At 41.5% G+C, this 19,375-nt stretch carries 19 protein-coding genes and 1 tRNA gene; 12 read left to right on the top strand and 8 right to left on the bottom strand.

The window, feature by feature from the left end; all coding sequences use genetic code 11:
• Nucleotides 1-65 precede the first annotated feature (65 nt).
• Nucleotides 66-1,352 (top strand): ArsS family sensor histidine kinase, encoded by a 1,287-nt coding sequence (locus tag A3217_RS02280; RefSeq protein WP_066387435.1) that lies wholly within the window; start codon nucleotides 66-68, stop codon nucleotides 1,350-1,352.
• Between the two features lie 23 nt (nucleotides 1,353-1,375).
• Nucleotides 1,376-2,344, top strand: a complete 969-nt coding sequence (hemB, locus tag A3217_RS02285) for a porphobilinogen synthase (protein WP_066387438.1) — start codon at nucleotides 1,376-1,378, stop codon at nucleotides 2,342-2,344.
• Between the two features lie 39 nt (nucleotides 2,345-2,383).
• On the opposite strand, the gene mnmA is transcribed toward hemB, so the two are convergent.
• From mnmA to A3217_RS02305, 4 genes are all read right to left on the bottom strand, one after another.
• Nucleotides 2,384-3,415, bottom strand: a complete 1,032-nt coding sequence (mnmA, locus tag A3217_RS02290; RefSeq protein WP_066387440.1) for a tRNA 2-thiouridine(34) synthase MnmA — start codon at nucleotides 3,413-3,415, stop codon at nucleotides 2,384-2,386.
• 160 nt (nucleotides 3,416-3,575) lie between these two features.
• Nucleotides 3,576-4,481, bottom strand: a complete 906-nt coding sequence (locus tag A3217_RS02295; RefSeq protein WP_066387444.1) for a DUF815 domain-containing protein — start codon at nucleotides 4,479-4,481, stop codon at nucleotides 3,576-3,578.
• On the bottom strand, nucleotides 4,481-5,209 hold the full coding sequence (locus A3217_RS02300; RefSeq protein ID WP_066387447.1) for a hypothetical protein: 729 nt from the start codon (nucleotides 5,207-5,209) through the stop codon (nucleotides 4,481-4,483). Before A3217_RS02300 ends, A3217_RS02295 begins: the two co-directional genes overlap by 1 nt.
• A gap of 72 nt (nucleotides 5,210-5,281) precedes the next feature.
• Nucleotides 5,282-6,373: an NAD(P)-dependent alcohol dehydrogenase gene (locus A3217_RS02305; protein ID WP_066387449.1), complete on the bottom strand. Its 1,092-nt coding sequence runs from the start codon at nucleotides 6,371-6,373 to the stop codon at nucleotides 5,282-5,284.
• 241 nt (nucleotides 6,374-6,614) lie between these two features.
• On the opposite strand from A3217_RS02305, the gene traF (A3217_RS02310) reads away from it, so the two are divergent.
• From traF (A3217_RS02310) to A3217_RS02350, 9 genes are all read left to right on the top strand, one after another.
• Nucleotides 6,615-7,748 carry a conjugal transfer protein TraF gene (gene traF / locus A3217_RS02310; RefSeq protein ID WP_066387452.1) on the top strand — a complete coding sequence of 378 codons (1,134 nt, stop codon included), beginning with the start codon at nucleotides 6,615-6,617 and terminating at the stop codon, nucleotides 7,746-7,748.
• A 39-nt stretch (nucleotides 7,749-7,787) separates the two neighbouring features.
• Nucleotides 7,788-9,440: a conjugal transfer protein TraF gene (gene traF / locus A3217_RS02315; RefSeq protein WP_066387455.1), complete on the top strand. Its 1,653-nt coding sequence runs from the start codon at nucleotides 7,788-7,790 to the stop codon at nucleotides 9,438-9,440.
• Nucleotides 9,441-9,519: 79 nt separating this feature from the next.
• Complete coding sequence (panD, locus tag A3217_RS02320) at nucleotides 9,520-9,876, top strand: aspartate 1-decarboxylase (protein WP_066387458.1); 357 nt, start codon at nucleotides 9,520-9,522, stop codon at nucleotides 9,874-9,876.
• Nucleotides 9,877-10,039: 163 nt separating this feature from the next.
• Nucleotides 10,040-10,345 (top strand): YbaB/EbfC family nucleoid-associated protein, encoded by a 306-nt coding sequence (locus A3217_RS02325; protein ID WP_066387460.1) that lies wholly within the window; start codon nucleotides 10,040-10,042, stop codon nucleotides 10,343-10,345.
• A gap of 8 nt (nucleotides 10,346-10,353) precedes the next feature.
• Nucleotides 10,354-11,391 carry a DUF7488 domain-containing protein gene (locus tag A3217_RS02330; protein WP_082807845.1) on the top strand — a complete coding sequence of 346 codons (1,038 nt, stop codon included), beginning with the start codon at nucleotides 10,354-10,356 and terminating at the stop codon, nucleotides 11,389-11,391.
• Between the two features lie 126 nt (nucleotides 11,392-11,517).
• On the top strand, nucleotides 11,518-12,387 hold the full coding sequence (locus tag A3217_RS02335; RefSeq protein WP_066387463.1) for a polyprenyl synthetase family protein: 870 nt from the start codon (nucleotides 11,518-11,520) through the stop codon (nucleotides 12,385-12,387).
• Nucleotides 12,388-12,408: 21 nt separating this feature from the next.
• Nucleotides 12,409-13,221 (top strand): 5'/3'-nucleotidase SurE, encoded by an 813-nt coding sequence (gene surE, locus A3217_RS02340; RefSeq protein ID WP_066387464.1) that lies wholly within the window; start codon nucleotides 12,409-12,411, stop codon nucleotides 13,219-13,221.
• A 16-nt stretch (nucleotides 13,222-13,237) separates the two neighbouring features.
• Complete coding sequence (locus tag A3217_RS02345; RefSeq protein WP_066387467.1) at nucleotides 13,238-14,632, top strand: TolC family protein; 1,395 nt, start codon at nucleotides 13,238-13,240, stop codon at nucleotides 14,630-14,632.
• A gap of 126 nt (nucleotides 14,633-14,758) precedes the next feature.
• Entirely contained in the window at nucleotides 14,759-15,601 is an 843-nt protein-coding gene (locus tag A3217_RS02350; RefSeq protein WP_066387476.1) for a prephenate dehydrogenase, read from the top strand.
• A gap of 121 nt (nucleotides 15,602-15,722) precedes the next feature.
• Here A3217_RS02350 and A3217_RS02355 read toward each other — a convergent pair whose 3' ends face one another.
• From A3217_RS02355 to selA, 4 genes are all read right to left on the bottom strand, one after another.
• Nucleotides 15,723-16,721, bottom strand: a complete 999-nt coding sequence (locus tag A3217_RS02355; protein WP_066387479.1) for an alpha/beta fold hydrolase — start codon at nucleotides 16,719-16,721, stop codon at nucleotides 15,723-15,725.
• Between the two features lie 31 nt (nucleotides 16,722-16,752).
• Nucleotides 16,753-17,355, bottom strand: a complete 603-nt coding sequence (gene purN / locus A3217_RS02360; RefSeq protein ID WP_082807847.1) for a phosphoribosylglycinamide formyltransferase — start codon at nucleotides 17,353-17,355, stop codon at nucleotides 16,753-16,755.
• A complete protein-coding gene (locus A3217_RS02365; protein WP_066387486.1) occupies nucleotides 17,352-17,582 on the bottom strand; it encodes a hypothetical protein in 231 nt (76 codons plus the stop codon). Before A3217_RS02365 ends, purN begins: the two co-directional genes overlap by 4 nt.
• Before the next feature lie 114 nt (nucleotides 17,583-17,696).
• Nucleotides 17,697-19,160 carry an L-seryl-tRNA(Sec) selenium transferase gene (selA, locus tag A3217_RS02370; protein WP_066387489.1) on the bottom strand — a complete coding sequence of 488 codons (1,464 nt, stop codon included), beginning with the start codon at nucleotides 19,158-19,160 and terminating at the stop codon, nucleotides 17,697-17,699.
• Nucleotides 19,161-19,268: 108 nt separating this feature from the next.
• Between selA and A3217_RS02375 the strand changes: the two genes are divergently transcribed.
• Nucleotides 19,269-19,366: transfer RNA gene (locus tag A3217_RS02375), tRNA-Sec, on the top strand.
• The last annotated feature ends 9 nt before the right edge of the window (nucleotides 19,367-19,375 follow it).

A 19,375-nucleotide genomic window follows, 5' to 3' on the forward strand; every position in this document is an offset into this window, starting at 1 on the left:
TGGTGTGCTACAATTTGCAGATTTAAAATCTCAACAAACACTTTTAAAACACACAAAGGCAGGCAATGAAGCATTTTTGGGATTCTATATTTTTTAAAATTACTTTTTTATTTTTCTGCGCATTGCTTGGATTTTTTGCCTTTTCTTACTTTCTTATCAAGGACAAAATCGAGGAAGATAGCAACGCTAATCGCATAAAATATAATCAAATCGTTTCAATGATTAATGAAATCTCGCGCTTTGGCGGTGGTGTGGATATTGTGAAGCGCTATTTGAGCGATTTTGGCTTTGTAGAGGTTGAAGATGGCTTTAAAAAAGAACGTCTGCAAGAAGAGGATAAAATCCCGCAAAACTTCCCCGGTACAATTGCTAAAGTGCGCAACACACAGCAGGGAATCTATATCTTGCTAGAATCTAGCAAAGAAGTTATTTTGTATAAAGACAAGGCGTCGCATTCCTATGAAAGCTTTTATTTCATCACGCTTGCGGGTGTGGTGATTTTGACTTTTATTTATGTGCTACTTTTAAAAGCGCTTATCCCCTTAAATACTTTGCGCGCACAGATTTCAAGCTCTGAACAAGACATTATTTTGCGCGTGAAAAAAAATCCAAAAGATGAAATTGAGCTGTTGGCAAATGAGTTTTATAAATTTTCAAACAAAATAAAAGCGCTTAATGAATCGCGCCTTTTGTTTCTGCGTTCGATTATGCACGAGTTAAAAACACCAATAACCAAAGGCAGAATCACCGCTGAAATGATAGAAAATCCCGTGCAAAAAGAGCGCCTTTGCTCAGTGTTCAATAGGCTAAATGAGCTTATTTTTGAGTTTGCAAAGCTAGAGCAATTAAGCTCAAAAATGTATAAAATCACAAAAAGTGAGTTTTTGCTCGAGGATCTCATACGCGCAGCAGAGCAGATTCTCTTAATTGATAGAAATGCACCTAGTCCGATCACGTTAGAATCTCCTTATGCACTTATCAAGGCAGATTTTGAACTTTTTGTGATAACGATTAAAAATATGCTTGATAACGCCATAAAATACGGGGAGGATGGCAAGGTGCGCGTTTATACCAAAGATGATGGGTTGTATGTAGAAAATAAGGGCACACCGCTAAAATTTAAGCTTGATGAGTATTTTAAGCCCTATTTTCGGGATTCTAAAAAGAATACTCAAGGTTTTGGGCTAGGAATGTATATCATCAAAAGCACCCTAGATAGTCAAAATTTCAAGCTTCGCTATATCAATGAAAATGGGAAAAATAAATTTATCATTAAAGGCTGTGTGGTGGATAACTTTTGCGCGTTAGAGGATAGACCAAAACCCAAGACAAGAGAAATTGAAAAACTCTAATCCCAAAAATTTAGGAGGCAAAAATGTTTAGACGCTTTAGGAGACTGCGCTTAAATCCCTTGAGTAGGGAGCTTGTGCGAGAAAATGCACTTAGTGTGAGTGATTTTATTTATCCGCTTTTTGTGGTGGAGGGAAGCGGGGTAAAAAATGAGATAGATTCTATGCCCGGCGTGTTTCAGCTTAGCATTGATATGCTTTTAAAAGAAATTGATACATTGCAAAATCTTGGGATTTTTCATATTTTGCTTTTTGGTGTGCCAAATCACAAAGATTCTTGTGGAAGTGAGGCACTAAGCGATGAGAGCGTGACTGCGCGCGCGGTGAAAGAAATTAAAAAGCACGCGCCACAAATGTTTGTAAGCCTTGATTTATGCTTTTGTGAATACACAGACCACGGGCATTGCGGGATTTTGGATAAAAATGGAATTGTGGATAATGACGCGACTTTGGAAATTTCTGTTCAACAAGCAATCGTGCTAGCAAGTTGTGGCGCGGATATGATAGCACCAAGCGGTATGATGGATGGGATTATTAGCGCACTGCGCTATGGGCTTGATAAGGCAGGATTCCCAAATTTACCGATAATGGCATATTCTACGAAGTTTGCAAGCGCGTATTATGGACCATTTCGCGATGTGGCGCAGTCTAGCCCTAGCTTTGGGGATAGAAAAACCTATCAGCAAGATCCTGCAAACCGCAGAGAAGCTATAATTGAAAGCTTAAATGATGAGAGTGAGGGCGCAGATATTTTGATGGTAAAGCCCGCACTTGCCTATCTTGATGTGGTGCGCGATATTAGAGAACGCACGCTTTTGCCCCTTGCGGTGTATAATGTGAGCGGTGAATATGCGATGTTGCAGTGTGCGAAGCGCGCTGGCATTATTGATTATGAAAAAGTGATGATAGAAAGTCTCGTGGGAATGAAGCGTGCTGGGGCTGATATTATCATTTCTTATCACGCAAAAGAGGTGGCGGAGATTCTTAAAAAATAAAGCAAGGTTTGAGGGCGCAAGCCTCTTTTAAATTTCTCTCTAAAGTATCACCCCGCCACCTAGGACGATGTCTTTGTCATACACCACGAGTGCTTGTCCCTTTGCCACGCCATAGGCAGGCTCATTAAGGTGCGCAGAGATAATACCATTGTCCAAAGCCACTTGCGCTTTGATTGGCGTGCTACGATAGCGAATTTTGATTTCATATTCCCCATTTTCAAAGCTTGGTGTAAGGCTAAGATTCTGTGCGAAAACTTTATTTGTCTTTAGCTCCTCTTTTGTGCCTACGATGAGTTCATTACCTTCGGGATTTATGCCTGTTACATAGTGGGGCTCGTGTGCGCCAAAGACTTTGAAGCCCTTGCGCTTGCCAATAGTGTACTGCATATAGCCTTTATGTTCGCCGATAATCTCACCCTGTGCATTTTTCACAAGCCCAGCATTTTCAACCTGCTCATATTTTTTCAATATATCAATATAATCTGTCTCAACAAAGCAAATTTCTTGGGAATCTTTATAGGTTTCAAGCGTGCCTAAAAATGGCAGAAGCTTTAGCGCAGTGGGCTTAATATCCACTTTCAAGCTCTCTCCCAAAGGAAAAATAACAGAATCTATGGAATCTTGAGAGAGCGCATAGAGGAAGTAGCTTTGATCCTTTGTGTCATCGACCGCCTTTTGTATGCGCTTAATCCCCTTATACTTGCTAATGCGCGCATAATGCCCGGTGGCTATTTTCTCGCAGCCCATACTTTTAGCCTTTTCAAACGCCACGCCAAATTTGATAAAAGGATTGCAAATCGAGCAAGGATTTGGAGTTTCTCCGCGCTTGTATGAGGCGATAAACTCGTCATACACGACTTTTTTAAACTCCTCTTGGGCGTTGATGACTTCAAAATTTATGCCAAGTTCTTTGGCAACTTTTTGTCCGTTATTGATAAAAATTTCGTGTTTTGCCTCTTTGTCGTGCAGCTTGAGATAGATTCCCTGCACTTCGTAGCCTTGATTTTTGAGTAAATACGCGCAGTATGAGCTATCTACTCCACCGCTCATAAGTAGGGCAACTTTTTGCATTTATTTTCCTATTGTTTATTTGGGTTTGTAAGGGTGCGCATTATAAGATTTTTTAAAAAACAAAAAGCTTAGTGGTAAAAAATATTTGACCAAATCAGAACGACAGATTCAGGAGTTAAAGAAAAAGCTTAATAAATTGTAGCAAACTAGTGTTTTTAAGCTAAAGCAAGCTCTCTAATCCGCCGTTGTGAAGTTTCACAAATTCTTTAGCAATGCGTGGATTGCGGCTACCTTTTTGCGTGGCGAAGTTTAGCGCACTTTGGCGCACATTTGGCGTGCATTTGACACCCATAGATTCTACAAGCGCGATAAACTCCTCTGTGCCCAAAGTATAGAATCCAAGCGCAATGCCAAATCTATCACTTAGCGCGATAAGCTCATCTTGCGCATCATTTGTATGTATCGTATCTTGCGGGTAGGATTCTTGCAAAAGGTGGCGCATATTTGAAGTGGCATAAATGAGCACATTTTTTGCCACAGCCTCTAAACTCCCTTCCATAAGGCTTTTTAAGGTTTTGTAGCTTTCATCATTGAGCCCAAATGCCAAATCATCGCAAAAAATAACAAAGCAAAATGGCAGCTCACGGATAGAATCTAACACAAAAGGCAGAATTTCTAAGCTTTTTTTGGGAATCTCAATCACGCGCAAAGGCTTTAATAACGCGCTTTCTTGTGCGTGTTTTTGGGAAGTGGCAAAAGGGGGTGAATGGGTAAAATTACCAAAAGGCGCAAGGTGGGAATTAGAATCTAGATTCTCACCTGCAAGCACTTTGTTAAAAGGAATTGCAACCTTTGGCGCGTGTAATAAAAAATGCGTTAGCACCGCGCGCATAGATGAGCTTTTCCCACAGCCTCGAGCACCCCAAAACAGAGCATTACAAGAATCTTTGCCTTGTAAAAAATTCTGCGTGTTTGTATAGAGAATCTCTATCTGCTCTCTAATGCCAATAAACGCGCCAAAATCTACGCGCTCAAAGTCTCTAATGGCGTGCATTCCACCACTAAAGCCCTCAAATTCCCCGCGATATACGCACGCAAGCGTATGCTCAAAGTCAATCCCTAACATTAGTTTTTTTCAAGCTTGCAAGTATTAACTTCCCTTACGCTAACCTCTTGGATTTTATACAAGCCCATCACCAAAAACACAAACGCAGCAATTCCAACTCCTAATAAAAAGACAAAAAGCCCACCTATGGCTATAAGCGTAGCTGAATAGCCTTCAACAAAAAAGAATTTTATAGATTCTAGTTCATAACCACTAAGATTTTCCAAGCCTCCAAAATCGCTCGAAGCTTCTAGCAATATTGACGCAAAGATTCCAAACAACATACCTATACACACTATCGTGCCAATTGTTGCGATAATGGAGAGTTTGAAAGAGGTGATGAATTCTTTCAAATTTGTGCGCGCACTCATCTCATAGGACATAAGATAACCCCAATAAATGGCAAGCGCAGAATATCCAATGACTAAAAGTGCTAGTATCACAAGCGGAATAGCGCTTTCACTAAATACACTTGCAGTTGCACATATAGCACCCGCAATATCAAGTCCAATCACAAGTAAAAACTGAAAAAGATACAAGCGAAAAATAAAGGTATTGCAAAGCCTGCTAAACCTATACAGCCCAATCATACCCACTACAAAGGAAGCAATCATTCCTATGACAGCAAGGAAAGCTACAAATGGAATCACAATTACAAAACAACAAATAAAATAGCTAACAAGAGAGTAAAACATAAGATTTTTAGCACTTTGCAATTCTTGATTGTCTCTAACATTAAGCACTTGCATACAAACTCCTAAACACAAAGATAAGCGCGCATTATAGCTTAGTATTTGTAAAACCGCATCCGTAGATAAAATTTAAAGCTTGCTTGCTTTCATATCAATGACATAGCGGAATTTTGCCTTGCCTGTGGTGAGATTCTCATATGCCTCGTTGATTTTATCCGCAGTGATGATTTGCGTTTCTGGGTAGATTTTGTGCTTGAGTGAAAAATCTAGCATCTCTTGCGTCTCGTTTATCCCGCCAATAAGCGAGCCATACACTTTTTTGCCTGCTTTAAACACAAGCGTATCAAGGCTAATTTGTGGCATCACATCACTTGGTGGAATCCCCACAATCGCAAATTCCCCGCCATATTTCAAAAGGTTGATATACGCGCTTGGGTCGTATTTTGTGGGGATTGTTGAGATGATAAAATCAAAGCGCTCTTTGAGACTGTCTAGCTCATCAGTGATGTAAAGCGCCTTCGCGCCAAGCTCTAGTGCTTCTCTTTCTTTATTGCGATTGCGTGCAAAAACACTCACTTCCGCGCCCATTTTTAGCGCGTATTTTAGCGCCATTACGCCAAGCCCACCAAAGCCTGCCACACCGATTTTATCGCTCTTTTTGATTTGGCTAAATTTTAGTGGGGAATAAGTCGTAATACCCGCGCAAAGCAGAGGAGCAACTTTTTCTAGTGGCGCGTCATTTGGGACATTTACTGCGAATTTTTCGCTTACTACGATATTGTTGGAATACCCGCCATAAGTTGGTTCGCCATTATGGAAGCAATCCTTGCAATCATAGGTGAAGACGACTTTGCCATTTTCGCAGAATTGCTCTTGACTTTTTTTGCACGCCTCACATTCCCCGCAGGAATTTACCATACAACCCACGCCTGCATAATCGCCGACTTTGAATTTTGCTACATTTTTACCCACAGCTACCACACGCCCTGCGATTTCGTGTCCGGGAACCATCGGATAAATCCCCTCGTGCCACTCACTGCGCGCAGAGTGAATGTCGCTGTGGCAGATTCCAGCAAAAAGGATTTCGATAAGAATGTCATTATCCCCCAACGCGTGGCGACTAGCGCTAAAAGGCTTGAATGCTGAAGTTTTAGAATCCACCGCATAGCCTTTAAAATCTATTCTTTTGCCATCTAGTGCCTGTTTGATATACTCTTGCATATTTGCTCCTTGTAAAGATAGTTTCAGAATCTTAAAAGCTTGTTGTCAAAAGATTCTTATGTGTGCAATTATAAAAGATGACATCTAATGTCTGTCAAGAGGGTGAGGGCAAATTTGTTTGTAAAATTTACTTTAACGCAACTTTTCGTTATAATGCGCCTTTTGCGATAAAAAGCTCGCAAAAGGTCGATTATGTGTTCTCTGGGTTTTTAACGCTCTCATTTTATTTTAAGGAATTTGTATGAAAACTCTTTATAAAACGCTTTTGGCAGGTTTTTTATTGGGGAATGTCGCATTGAATGCGCAGGAATTTAACGAAGTGGGGCATAAATCTCTAGGTATGGGTGGCACAGGTGTCGCAGTGAAAAATAGCCCTTATGGATTGTTCTTTAACCCCGCACTTTTGGCTGCAAAACCCGGCACAAAGATAGGTTATAGCATTGGTGGTGGCTTGTCAGAAAAAAATATGTATAACATCATCAATAGCAACCTTGCAAATGTGCAAGATGTTCAGGCGTTTAACAAATTACTAGAAAGCAATAACCTTCAAGTAAAGCTTTCCGGCGCACTTGCTTTGCAATTACCAGAATTTAGCTTCGGACAGCTTGCTATTGGATTTAATACAAGCGCATATGGCTCGCTTGGGCTAACAGGGTATTTACCAACAAATCAAAACAATGTCGATAATGCGGGCATTAAGTTTAATGTCTCAAGCTTGGTTTTAACCGAAGTGCCGGTGGGCTATGCGTATTCTTTTGATCCCGGACTTGGCAAAATTAGCATAGGTGTGGCGCTTAAATATATGAATGCAAGCTATGCACATAGTTCTGTGGTGCTAGATTCTAAATTTAATGAGAAAAAACTTACTGATTTGTTAAATGATTCTCTAAAAAGAAAAGGGGCGGTTTCTAGCTCAAATGTGGGAATTGATGTGGGCATGACTTATGCACCGGTTGAAAGCTTGATTTTGGGACTTGTGGGGAAAAATCTCAATAGCCCATCTTTTGGCTTTGGCGAAACGAAGTTAAAGATTAAGCCACAAGCGCGCTTTGGAGCTGGATTTAACCCAAGCGAGCGCATTGTTATTGCTGCGGATATAGACTTGACAAATAACGATGTTATCACACTTGGTGGCACAAGATTGCAATCGCAAAAAATGGGCGTGGGTATTGATTTTGACGCGGTGCTTTTTAGCGCGCGTGCTGGTTTAGCAAAGGATTTGCGTCAGGATAATGGCGCGATTATTTCTGCTGGTATTGGCTTTGGATTCTTAGATGTTTCACTTGCTGTGTCTTCGGGCAAATCGCGTCTTGCTGATGGCGGGACAATGCCACGATATGTAGCACTTCAAGTGGGTGGCGGATTTACATTTTAATTTTAGATAAGGCTTGATTCAAGATTAGGGGGGGTGGCTATGAAAGCAAAAGTTTTTCTTACTTCCTTTGTTGCGTGTGTGGGTTTAGCAAGCGCACTAGAATTTGGCGGTATAGGGAATACTTCCGCAGGAATGGGGGGTGCGGGTGTCGCACTAAAAAACTCGGCGTGGGGACTTTACTATAATCCTGCTTTGCTTTCTGCCTCGCCAAAGGTGAAGTTTGGTTATAGCTTAGGTGTTGGTATTAGTGAAAAAAATCTCGTGCAACTCGCAACCGTGGATATTGCAAATATGCAAAATACCGCTAAAAGACTAGCAAGTAGCTTTAGTGGTGGAAGCGGTACTAGTGGCGCGGTAAATGGTGTCGTAGATGCCGTGGATAAAGCACTGGATAAGGTGCTAAATAATGGCAGTGGCACAGGGCAAAATACACAGCAAAAGTTAGAATCTTATCTGCAAAATCATCAAAATGGCAATTATACGGATCTAATTGATGCGATTAAGGCAGAAGTTCAGAATAGCTCGCTAGATTCTGTCCAAAAAGATTTGCTTGGTAGTATCTTAGGCAATGTGGATTATGATGATTTAAAGTTTGGTAATGGCAATGTTGGTAGTGGCTTGCAAAATGCACTAACCAGTATTACTATTAGCAAGGGTTCAGACAAGGGACTAGATAAATCAATGGCAGATATTGCGCTTGTGCAAGATTCTATCAAGGATAGCAATCTAAGCCTTGTTAGTCAAAATGGACTTGTATTTCAGCTTGGCTCGCAGACGCTAAATAACACCGTTGGCACGCTTGCAGTTGGATTTTTTGCTTCGGTGCATTCAAGTATGTCAATTAATGCAAATCCTAATAAAATGCGACTGATTTTGGAAGCTGGCGGGAATTATTATGAGTTAAAAATTAGCGATAATGGCTATACCTATGGGCTTTCTTCAAAAAGTGATTATGAAGCGCACTCACTCCTTGCGGCTTTGCAAACAACAAAGCCAGATGAAGCGCATAATCTCACTATTACTTCGTTTGTGCTAAATGAGATTCCAATCGGCTATGCGCGCACTTTTTATTTCAAAAATAGTAATCTCAATGTCGGTGTGAGCGGAAAGCTGATGAGTGGTATTAGCGTGCAAAATAAAATTGCTATTTCTACTAAGACTAATTTTAAAAAAGAACTTAGCAATATCACACAGAGTTTTAATGGAAGCAACGCTAGCAGAGCGTTTGGTGTCGATGCAGGGCTTGTGTATGAGATTGATTTACCAAAGTTTCGCAACCTCACTTTTGGCTTAGTAGGTAAGAATCTAAATTCCCCGTCTTTTAAATCTACTATTGAAGATATTATGATTAAGCCTCAGGTGCGTGCGGGGCTGGGCTACTATACAAGTTCTGGATTTAATGTCGCTTTTGACGTGGATTTGACACAAAATGATATTCTTGCTTTAAGTAGCTTGAAACAAAAAAGTCAAATGGTAGGTGGCGGTGTTGGTTTTTTGTGGAGGAGTATGGATTTGCGCGTAGGTGCGATGAAAGACCTACGCCAAGATACGGGACTTATCCTCACAGGCGGGGTAAATCTGCTCGGATTCCTTGATATTACCTTGCAGTCAAGCACCAAATTTACCAGTATGCAAAATATCCCAATGCCTCAATATCTTAATTTGCGTGTAGGCGGTAGCTTTTCGTGGTAGATTCTGTATTTGCAAAATACGGAATCTTGCCTAATCAAAGTTTTTTTAAAAATATTCAAAATTTTTCAAAGGTTTGGCGATGCAGTTTGAAATGATGTATTCTAAAATCCACCGCGCGCGCGTGAGTGATGCAAATCTCAACTACACGGGCTCAATCACAATTGATAAAAACCTCGCAAATGCGGCTGGAATGCTTGAAAATATGAAAGTAGATGTGCTCAATATCAATAATGGCGAGCGTTTCAGCACTTATGTGATTTTGGGTGAAAATGAGGGCGAGATTTGCCTCAATGGCGCGTGCGCACGCAAGGCACAAATTGGCGATCTTGTGATTATTGTGGCATATGCGATGATGGATTCTAATGAGACAAAGGGCTTTAAGCCAAAAGTCGTGCATGTGGATTCTTACAATAAAATTTGCGCGCAAGATTCTTAAGCCTAGAGAAATTAGAATCTACAAGTCTCATCAACCAACAAATGATGAGTGTGTGCGCGAAGCGGAGCCGAAGCGGGATATTCCCGCGCAGGTGATACATTCAAAGGAATAGAAGCGGAATTCCCAACTTCGACGATACAATTTAAGGAATTAGGAGTACTCAATGTTTGACCCAAAACAGCTTGGTGATATGTTTGCAAATATGCAAGAGAGTTTTAAGCAGCTCAATGAGAAGTCCAAAGACACGCGCTTTAATGTCAAAAGTGGCGGCGGGTTAGTGGAAGTGAGTTTTAATGGCGCGGGCGAAATCATTGATTTAAACATCGATGAAAGCCTGCTAGAGGATAGGGATTCTTTGCAGATTCTCTTGCTCGGCGCGCTTAATGATGCGTATAAGGCAATGGAGCTAAACCGCCAAAACACCGCACTTGGTATGCTTGGCAGTCTCAATCCTTTTAATAAAAGCTAGCAAAAATAATGTGCATAAGATTTTTTTTAAATTCTCTGTTTCTCTCTATTTTGTGCGTAGGTACGCTAGGTGCGCAGGAGTATGACTACACGCATTGTATTGATTACTACAATAACGCAAGTATTATTGTTGGCGATACGCGCGCAGTAGCACTTAAACACAATGGCAAAGTCGTGCTTTTGATGTATTCTCAAGCGCGCCCAAAGGCAAAGATTCTCAAAAGCGATCCCTTTGTGGGGCTGTATTTGATTGAATCTACACTCCCAAAGCTAAGCTATGATTTACTGCCCCTTGATGAGCGCACACTACAAGATAAAAATCTCATCGCCATCACTACCAAAAATCCGCCAAAAGGGCATATCACCGCGCGACAAAGCGACTATTTGCAATACGCGCGCTTTTCAAGCAAACTCGCGCCAAATAGCGTGATTGGCAATATTTGCTATCAAATTTATGGAATCGGCGTTGGGGGCAATGGCTTCCTTGAAAAAAAATATATTGATAGATTTTTACAAGGTGAAGCGGGCGTGTATGGGGATATTGGTGTGAGGCTAGATTCTAAACTGCGCGTGAGTTTAAGTGACCCATTTTTTGCAAACAATCCTTTTTTAAGCGGAGATGAGCTTGTAAGCATTAATGGCACTAAGCTCATTTCTCTTTCGCAAGCGCATTGGATTATTAGTAATCTCAAAATTGGCTCAAATGTGAAAGTTATCTTTAAGCGCGATGGTGTCTTGAAAAATGCCGAAGTGGTGGTGGATAGGCTGCAGGGCGGTATGCTTTTGCGCGATACTTTTTTGGAGCGCTTTGGGATAGAGCTTAGTGAAAATTTGCAGATTCTAAGTATGACAAATGCCAAAAAATCGCGCCTGAAAGAACTAAAGGTGGGTGATAAAATCGTGTGGATTAATAAAACGCCCGCAACTTTGGATAATCTCAAAACCCTACTAAGTGAAAGCCTGCAACCACAAGCTTTGAAAACTTATGAGGGTAAAATCCAGCTACTTGTAAGACGTGGGGAATTTGAGTTTTTTATAAAAATTTAAGGCAGTTTCTAGGCAAACTGCATTGTAAAGTCTCTAAGTTTTCTCAACCAAAAATGGTAAAATACGCGCGTAAGGCGCAAGGTGCGATTTCACTTCCGCGAGACGATACATTTAAAAGGAACTAAAGTGGATAGACTAGAGCAATTAAGCAAAGAGTTTGAGGAGTTTTTGAAAGCAAATGCGCCACAAGTTGGGGGATTCCACCCACATTACCAAAAGGCGCTGTGGGAGATGATGGACGCTGGAGGTAAGCGCTTTCGCCCAATGCTGTGCTTATGTGTGGTGGATTCTCTTTCTCCTGCGATGTTACCCAATGCCTTTTTACCCGCTTTAGCGTTGGAGAGTTTGCATACTTACTCACTTATCCACGATGATTTGCCTTGTATGGATAATTCCCCTTTACGCCGTGGTTTTCCTACTTTGCATACGACTTACAACGAAACTTTAGCACTTCTTGTGGGCGATGCGCTTAATACCTACGCATTTGAACTTCTCTCTCTATCTAAGCTTTCCCCAGAAGTGAAAGTTTCGCTTATTTATGAGCTTTCTCACAATGCTGGTGCTAGCGGAATGGTGCTAGGGCAGGTGCTTGATTGTGAGTTTGAAAACAAAAAAATCTCTTTTGAAGAGCTAAAAATCATTCATCAAAATAAGACATTAAAGCTCATCGCCACAAGCCTAAAATTTGGCGCAATTATCGCAAATGTGAGCGAGGAGATTATGTTAAAGTTAGAGAATCTAGGTAACGATTTGGGGCTTTTTTTTCAAGTGCGCGATGACCTCATCGATGTGCTTGAAAGCGAGGAGCAAGCAGGAAAGCGCGTGCAAAATGATTTGCAAAAAAACACTTATGTAACCTTGCTTGGATTAGAAGGCGCAAAAACGCAGGCACGCACACTTGCAGAAAACATCAAAATTGCGCTAGATTCTCTACCTTCAAGGCTTAGGGGTAATCTTAGCGAGATGCTAAAGCCCTATCTTAAATCTTATGTATAAATTGACAAAAGGGAAGCGCAAATGAAACGAATTCTTCTTACAAATGATGACGGCTATGAATCTAGCGGGCTTTTGGCGCTTAAAGATGCGCTTAGCGATTTGGCGCAAATTACCATCGTAGCGCCCTCAAGTGAAAAGTCCGCGTGTGGGCACGGGCTTAGCATCACAAAGCCCTTGCGCTTTGTGCGCTTAGATGATGATTTTTACAAGCTTGATGATGGCACGCCGAGTGATTGCGTGTATCTTGCGCTCAATACGCTTTATGGCAGTGGGGTGAAGCCTGATTTGGTGATTTCTGGCATTAATATTGGCTCAAATATGGGCGAGGATATTACCTATTCTGGCACAGCTGCAGGAGCGATGGAGGGCTGTTTGCAGGGTATAGATTCTATTGCGATTTCTCAAATACTAAGGGATAAAAATTTGGGAAGTGATTTTGATTTCGCACTTGCAAAAGAGACGATTAGGAAGCTGGTGCAAAGGATTTTTGCGCGTTCTTTTCCACTTGGCGCGCGAAAGTTTTTGAATGTCAATATCCCTCAAATTGCGCCCAAACAATGCAAAGGCACAAAAATCACGCAAATGGGTTATAGAATCTATGGTAATTCTGCACAATTGCACCGCAACCCACGCGGGCAGGAATACCATTGGCTGGGATTGCAACCGCTTGTGTGGGAGGAGCGCAAGGATATACCAGATGTCAATGGCACGCGTTTTTGTGGATTAAGCGATTTTGACGCGACAAAAGAGGGCTATATCTCTATAACGCCAATAAAGTTAGATTTGACAAGCTATGAAGATGTGGATTCTCTTCAGCAGTGGGCGCAAGAGTAGAAAAGGAATTAACATAATGAATAAGAGTAAAAAAATTACGCTGTTATTTTTTATGCTTTTTGTATGGGCTAATGGCGAGCAAGTGTCGCAAAATGCGCAAGAATCAAATATTTTTGATGTAAAAAGCGCGTGGGAGAAAGTGCTAGAAAATAATGATGCACTCAAAGCTCAAGAGCACAATCTCGCACGCGCTCAAAAGCTCGCTCTTGGTGCGAAACTTAGCTTTTTACCAGAGATTAATTTTAAGGGTTCATATCTCTATTTTGATGAAGCTATGAGTCATAGTTTGAATGCCTCAATACAACCAAGTGGGAATCCGATGATGGACGCGTATTTGAGCGGAATCTTAAGAGGTGTTAATAAGCCAATAACTTTGCTAGAGCGCGATGTGATGATGGGTGCGTTTAATATTATCTATCCGCTTTATACCGGTGGCGCGCGTGTGAGGGGGATAAAAATTGCTGAAATTGCTAAAAAAGATGCTGCAGAAGCAATGCGTTTAAAAAAGCTTGCAACTTTTGAAGAATTTGTGACGATTTATTATGGAAGCGTGTTGGCAAAGGACTTGCAGGAGGTTTGCGAGGAAAATTTTGAAGCCTCAATGTTGCATTACAATAATGCGCTTGATTTAGAAAAAAGCGGGCAAATTGCGCATCTAGAAGTGCTTGCAAGTCAAGTGGCAAGTGACAAATCTAAAAACACCCTGCGTAGCGCGCAAAATGCAAGACTTAGTGCGGATTTAGCCCTAAATAGCGCGCTAAGCACACAAGATTCTGTGCCTAGCTCAAAAATCGAGGTTTCCTCAAAGCCTTTGTATGATGAAAATTATTATGTGCAAAAAGCCTTGCAAAGTTATCCCGCACTGCGCTCGCTTGATTTAAAGATAGAATCTGCTAATGAAGCTACAAGCCTTGCGCGCGCTAGTTTTTTGCCACAGGTGGTGGGAATGGGAAGCTATATTTTTACCGATAAGCAGGATTCTTTATTGGTGCGCTCAATCCCTGCTTGGTATGTGGGTGTTGGTGTGAATATCCCTATTATCTCGCCCACTGCGCGCTTGCAGAGGTATCAAGCTAGCAAAATTACTACTTTGGAGCTAGAAAGTCTCAAAGCCCAAGCGATTAAGGATATTACCTTGCTTGTGCGTCGCACTTACAAAGAGGCGCTGTTTGCAAAGGAGGAGTATGAGAGTCTTAATTCATCAGTTGTTTTGGCGCAAGAAAATCTTAAGCTACAAATAAATGCCTTTAAGCAGGGCTTAGCCACGAGTGCGCAAGTCATTGATGCGCAAAATTCTCTTCAAAGTGTGCTTGTAGAGCAAAAGAGCGTGGGATTTAAGGCGATTGTGGCATTAGCAAAGCTTTTGGCATTGAGTGATGAGATAGAAACTTTTTATGAATACCAACGCTAGATTTGTTCCATTAATTTACTTTAGTAAGCAAGACTCGCTAAAGCTCCGTCTTATTTGTGCTCGCGCACAGACTTTGTATTTTTTGGTTAATAAGATTTGCAGATTCTATAAAAGAGAGGGTTAGTTATGCAACACATTGAAAATGTCGGAATCATCGGGCTTGGGCTTATTGGTGGCTCGATTGGGCTGGCGCTAAAAAATCTTGGGAGTTTTGGTTGTATCGCAGGCTATGATACAAATCCATTGCATTCTTCTCAGGCACTTTCCCTCGGGCTTGTTGATGAGTGTATTGGTTTAGAACAGCTTTTAAGTGAAAATGATGTGATTTTTATCGCGGTGCCAGTTGAGGGGATTATTGAAATTGTTAAAAACATTAAGCATATTAAGCCAACTGCCACGATTATCGATCTTGGCGGGACGAAGCAAAAGATTTTGGAATCTGTGCCATCATCTATTCGTGCAAATTTTATCGCCGCACATCCGATGAGTGGGACAGAATTTTATGGACCAAAAGCTGCGGTGCAGGATTTGTTTAAGGATAAGATTGTGATTCTGTCAAACCTAGAGCAAAGTGGCGCGCATCAGGTGCAGGTGGCGCGCGAGATTTTCCTTAGCATTGGTATGAAAATTATAAAGATGGACGCAAAAGAGCACGACAAGCATATCGCGCTTATTAGTCATATGCCTCATATCATCAGCTATGCGCTGGCGAATGCTGTGCTTTCTCAAGAGGACCCACAGACAATTTTAGCACTTGTGGGCGGGGGCTTTAAGTCTATGAGCAGGCTTTCTAAAAGCTCGCCAAAAATGTGGAATGATATTTTTAAGCAAAATAAACAAAACACTTTGTGCGCGCTAGAATGCTTTGAATCCGAGCTCAAAAATGCAAGAGAAATGCTCCAAAATGAAGATTGGGAAGGCTTAGAATCTTTTATGACAAGGGCAAATAGATTGCAGGATTTTTTGTAAAAATAATCGCTGATTCCGTGTTTTTTGATTGATTAGAATCTGCAGATTTTATTTGCTTGAGTTTCTTAAAAAATCCTAAATTATTTGGGGTGAGAGCGTTTGCAAATCCTAATTTTGTGCGTTACTCGCGCAAGTGTTTTGTAATCCAAAGCAAAATATCTTGCAAAACTTGCTTTTTGCAAAAATCATTCAAAATCTCGTGTCTCGCGTCATTATAGAGGATAAGTTGCGTGTTTTGATAGCCATTTTTGCGCAAAAATACTTGCAGTTTTTCCACACCCTTGCCAAAATCCCCGCACGCATCGTCTCGCCCGCTAATGATAAGCACAGGAAAGCGCGGATTTTTGGGAGGTTGCGCCGCACCATAAACGCACTTTAGCCCACCAAAAAGATTGATAAAACTTTGCGTTGTGAAAATAAAATTGCATTTTTTATCATTTTCATACGCGCTCACCACATTTTTATCGCTACATAGCCACGCGTAAGGACTGCCTTCTGTGCGGAATTTCGCATTAAATCCGCCAAAAGACAAGGCGTTGAGAATCTTTGCACCAAAATCTTTTGCACCAATAGCGTGAAAAAACTTACCAAGCGCGATACCAAGCGTGGATAGCGGATTGTAAGCTGGACTTCCGCTCAAAATTAACCCAATCACAGAATCTTCATACAAACTCACATAGCGACGCGATAGCAGTGAGCCCATAGAATGCCCAAGTAGCACGATTTGCGCGTGCGGATAGAGGGAGTGCAAAAGGTGATTAAACACGTGCATATCCTGCACAGCACGTTCAAATCCTTGCTCGCCCATTTCACCAAGCGTGATGATGGGACTTGTAGATTCTATGCTGTTGGCATTTGTGTGGTTTGTTTCTTTGGATATTTTAGGCTTTGCGGATTGCGTGTTTATACTATCGCCGTGCCCGCGGTGATCGTTGATTGCCACGATATAGCCATTTTGCGCTAGCTCACGTGCCACCCACTCAAAGCGCCCTCTGTGCTCGACCATACCGTGCGCGATTTGGATAATGATATTTGCACCATTTGCACCAGAATCCGGCTCATAGATGTCATACACCACCGCGCCAAAGTCTGATTGAAAGTTTCCGCTTGTTTTTATCATATCGCTTCCTTAAGAGAAATTTTTGTGTGCGCTAGTTTGGGCGCAGACCAAGTGCGTGTAAGATAGCCTTTGGGAAAAGCTCGTATTCTAGCTTATGGATTCTCTTTTCAAACTCTGCAAGGCTTTCGCCAGAAATTTTTGGCAACTTTTCTTGCAGGATAATTTCTCCAGAATCTAGCTCCTCACTCACCCAATGCACGCTTACCCCTCCAAAATCTTCATTTGATTCAAAGCTTTGCTCTATGGCGTGTGCACCCTTATGCAATGGTAAAAATGACGGGTGGATATTGAGCGCTTTTAGGTGTGCGGTAAAATGAGGTGTTAAGATTCTCATAAATCCGCTAAGCACACATAAATTCGGCTTAAAAGCTTTAATTTGTGTCACTAATTCTTTATCAAATTCTTCGCGTGCTTTTCCTTTGCTGGGGATTATCACGCATTCAATCCCGCACCCTCTCACGCGCTCAATCCCTTTTGCGTGCGGATTATTACAAAAACACACGCTAATGCAAATCCTGCGCGCCACATTTTGAGAATCTAAAAACACTTTATTATGAAGCTTGTCGATGAGGTTTAGCATATTTGTGCCATTCCCGCTGAAAAGCACCACAAGGCGCAATGTGTTTTGGCTCATTTTGTAAAAAGATCCGCTCTTTTTTGGCGCAAGAGATTGATTGTCTCAATAATCTCATCAATCCCATATGGCGCATTTTCATCAAAACTCTCATCATCAAGTAGTGTCTCATACGCTTCTAGTGCCTCTTGTATCTTATCCTTTTTTACCCCCGCAAAATACAGTGCTGCGCCCAAATTATCAACAAGCTGCTCGGCGAGCTCTTGGAGTGAAAAATCTGATTCCATAATTTTGTCCTTTTTAAAATATCTTTGTGCGGGATAAACCCCACCTGCGCGCGCATTGTAGCATTTTTTACTTGATAAGGTTTTAAAAAACTTATCGCTTGAAACTTTGCATTTTTATTTTTTTGCTAAGCTTTTTAAGGCTTCAAAAATGCGCGTCTCATCACCATCTAAAAGCGTGCGTATGTCGCACACCACTTTATCTGCAATAATGCGTGTGATAATACTAAAATCCCGCCGCAAGCATTCCTCTAGCTGTGCGCAAGAAAAAGCTTTTGCGCTTATGGCAATACCATAGCTTTCAAACTTCATATCAGGCAAGCTCCCGCCACCTGAGAGAGAATCCACTTTTATAATTTCAAAGTTATACATAGACTCCAAAGGACACAATATTTTTAGAAACTCTTGCGCGCGGGATAAGAGAAAATCTGGCGAGATTCTAAGCATATGAAGTGTGGGGATTGCATCAAAATCATTTTGTAAATACATTTCTAGGCTTGCTTGCAATACGCCTAAACACAGCTTATCCACGCGCAATGCACGCAAAAGCTGATTGTTCTTTAGTTTCTCAATAAGCTCTTTTTTACCTGCTATAATGCCTGCCTGCGCGCTTCCAAAGAGTTTATCCCCGCTAAAGCTAAGTAGTGATGGTGGCGCGCTAAAAATCTCCTTTAAGCTTGGCTCTTGTGAGTTCTGACTTGTATAATGCGCGTGAGGCAGGGATTCTAGCCCGCTTACATATCCACTTCCTAAATCATAATAATCAATCACACCTACTTTTTGTGCGAGCGCGCTTAAGTCCTGCATTTTTACTTCTGCGCAAAATCCAATCTGCGCAAAATTGCTCTTATGAGCTTTTAAAATCATCGCACATTCCGCACTTAGCGCATTTTCATAATCGCTTAAATGTGTCTTGTTTGTCGCGCCAACTTCAAGCAGTTCGCAACCTGCTTGCTTCATCACCTCTGGGATTCTAAAGCCTCCGCCAATTTCTACGAGTTCCCCACGCGAGATAAGCACTTTTTTATTTTTTGCAAAAGTTTGCAGGATTAAAAGCACCGCCGCAGCATTATTATTCACCACCAAAAACTCATAATCTGTCTGAAAAAGCGTCTGAAAAAGCGCATTTGCGTGCATGTAGCGACTTGAACGCGTGCCTTTGTCTAGGTCGTATTCAAGCGTGCAGTAGCGCGTGATAAGTGGCAGTAATTTCTCCGCCACCTCCTTGCTTAGCACACTGCGCCCGAGGTTTGTTTGTAGCACCACACCGCTGGCATTCACCACTGGAACGAGCGTGTGGGTAAAAAGCGCGTTGTAGGCGTTTTTTATTGTTTGGTGGAGGTTGTGGATTTTTTCTTGTATTTGCGCTACTGCGTGGGAATTTGGCACGCTTTGTGTGTGGGGATGCACTAAATCTTGCGTCTTAATTTTTGTATAAATTTCTTGGATTTCTTCTCGGAGCTCTTGCAAATGTTTTGTGATGAGGGGCTTTAAAAGAGTTTTGTTTGTCTGTGCAAAATCCGCGTGATTAAGGAGTGTATCCACCTTTGGCAAGGCTTGAAACAATTCTTGTGCGTGCATAACTTACACCTTTATTTTTTGTGTTTTTTTTGGTTGTTTTTGTGAAAGCTTGATTATAACGCATAAAGTTATTTTTAACTACAATAGCTTATAATACACGTGGTTTTTGGGAGGCAAGTGTAGCTGGTGCGCACCTTAGGCTTCAAACCTAATGTAGGGCTAGATGACTAGTCCTTGGGGAGTTCGATTCTCTCGCCTTCTCGCCAAATCTTTCA

Origin of the sequence: Helicobacter himalayensis (genome assembly GCF_001602095.1) — a bacterium.
Lineage (GTDB): Bacteria > Campylobacterota > Campylobacteria > Campylobacterales > Helicobacteraceae > Helicobacter_F > Helicobacter_F himalayensis.

What these genes read in the sequence shown, in the direction of transcription:
- panD (WP_066387458.1), top strand. Translation starts at nt 9,520, where the DNA reads ATGCAGTTTGAAATGATGTATTCTAAAATCCACCGCGCGCGCGTGAGT.
- A3217_RS02365 (WP_066387486.1), bottom strand. Translation starts at nt 17,582, where the DNA reads ATGGAATCAGATTTTTCACTCCAAGAGCTCGCCGAGCAGCTTGTTGAT.
- A3217_RS02280 (WP_066387435.1), top strand. Translation starts at nt 66, where the DNA reads ATGAAGCATTTTTGGGATTCTATATTTTTTAAAATTACTTTTTTATTT.
- A3217_RS02350 (WP_066387476.1), top strand. Translation starts at nt 14,759, where the DNA reads ATGCAACACATTGAAAATGTCGGAATCATCGGGCTTGGGCTTATTGGT.
- A3217_RS02305 (WP_066387449.1), bottom strand. Translation starts at nt 6,373, where the DNA reads ATGCAAGAGTATATCAAACAGGCACTAGATGGCAAAAGAATAGATTTT.
- A3217_RS02295 (WP_066387444.1), bottom strand. Translation starts at nt 4,481, where the DNA reads ATGTTAGGGATTGACTTTGAGCATACGCTTGCGTGCGTATATCGCGGG.
- selA (WP_066387489.1), bottom strand. Translation starts at nt 19,160, where the DNA reads ATGCACGCACAAGAATTGTTTCAAGCCTTGCCAAAGGTGGATACACTC.
- A3217_RS02325 (WP_066387460.1), top strand. Translation starts at nt 10,040, where the DNA reads ATGTTTGACCCAAAACAGCTTGGTGATATGTTTGCAAATATGCAAGAG.
- A3217_RS02345 (WP_066387467.1), top strand. Translation starts at nt 13,238, where the DNA reads ATGAATAAGAGTAAAAAAATTACGCTGTTATTTTTTATGCTTTTTGTA.
- A3217_RS02300 (WP_066387447.1), bottom strand. Translation starts at nt 5,209, where the DNA reads ATGCAAGTGCTTAATGTTAGAGACAATCAAGAATTGCAAAGTGCTAAA.
- traF (WP_066387452.1), top strand. Translation starts at nt 6,615, where the DNA reads ATGAAAACTCTTTATAAAACGCTTTTGGCAGGTTTTTTATTGGGGAAT.
- purN (WP_082807847.1), bottom strand. Translation starts at nt 17,355, where the DNA reads ATGAGCCAAAACACATTGCGCCTTGTGGTGCTTTTCAGCGGGAATGGC.
- traF (WP_066387455.1), top strand. Translation starts at nt 7,788, where the DNA reads ATGAAAGCAAAAGTTTTTCTTACTTCCTTTGTTGCGTGTGTGGGTTTA.
- A3217_RS02330 (WP_082807845.1), top strand. Translation starts at nt 10,354, where the DNA reads ATGTGCATAAGATTTTTTTTAAATTCTCTGTTTCTCTCTATTTTGTGC.
- A3217_RS02355 (WP_066387479.1), bottom strand. Translation starts at nt 16,721, where the DNA reads ATGATAAAAACAAGCGGAAACTTTCAATCAGACTTTGGCGCGGTGGTG.
- mnmA (WP_066387440.1), bottom strand. Translation starts at nt 3,415, where the DNA reads ATGCAAAAAGTTGCCCTACTTATGAGCGGTGGAGTAGATAGCTCATAC.
- surE (WP_066387464.1), top strand. Translation starts at nt 12,409, where the DNA reads ATGAAACGAATTCTTCTTACAAATGATGACGGCTATGAATCTAGCGGG.
- hemB (WP_066387438.1), top strand. Translation starts at nt 1,376, where the DNA reads ATGTTTAGACGCTTTAGGAGACTGCGCTTAAATCCCTTGAGTAGGGAG.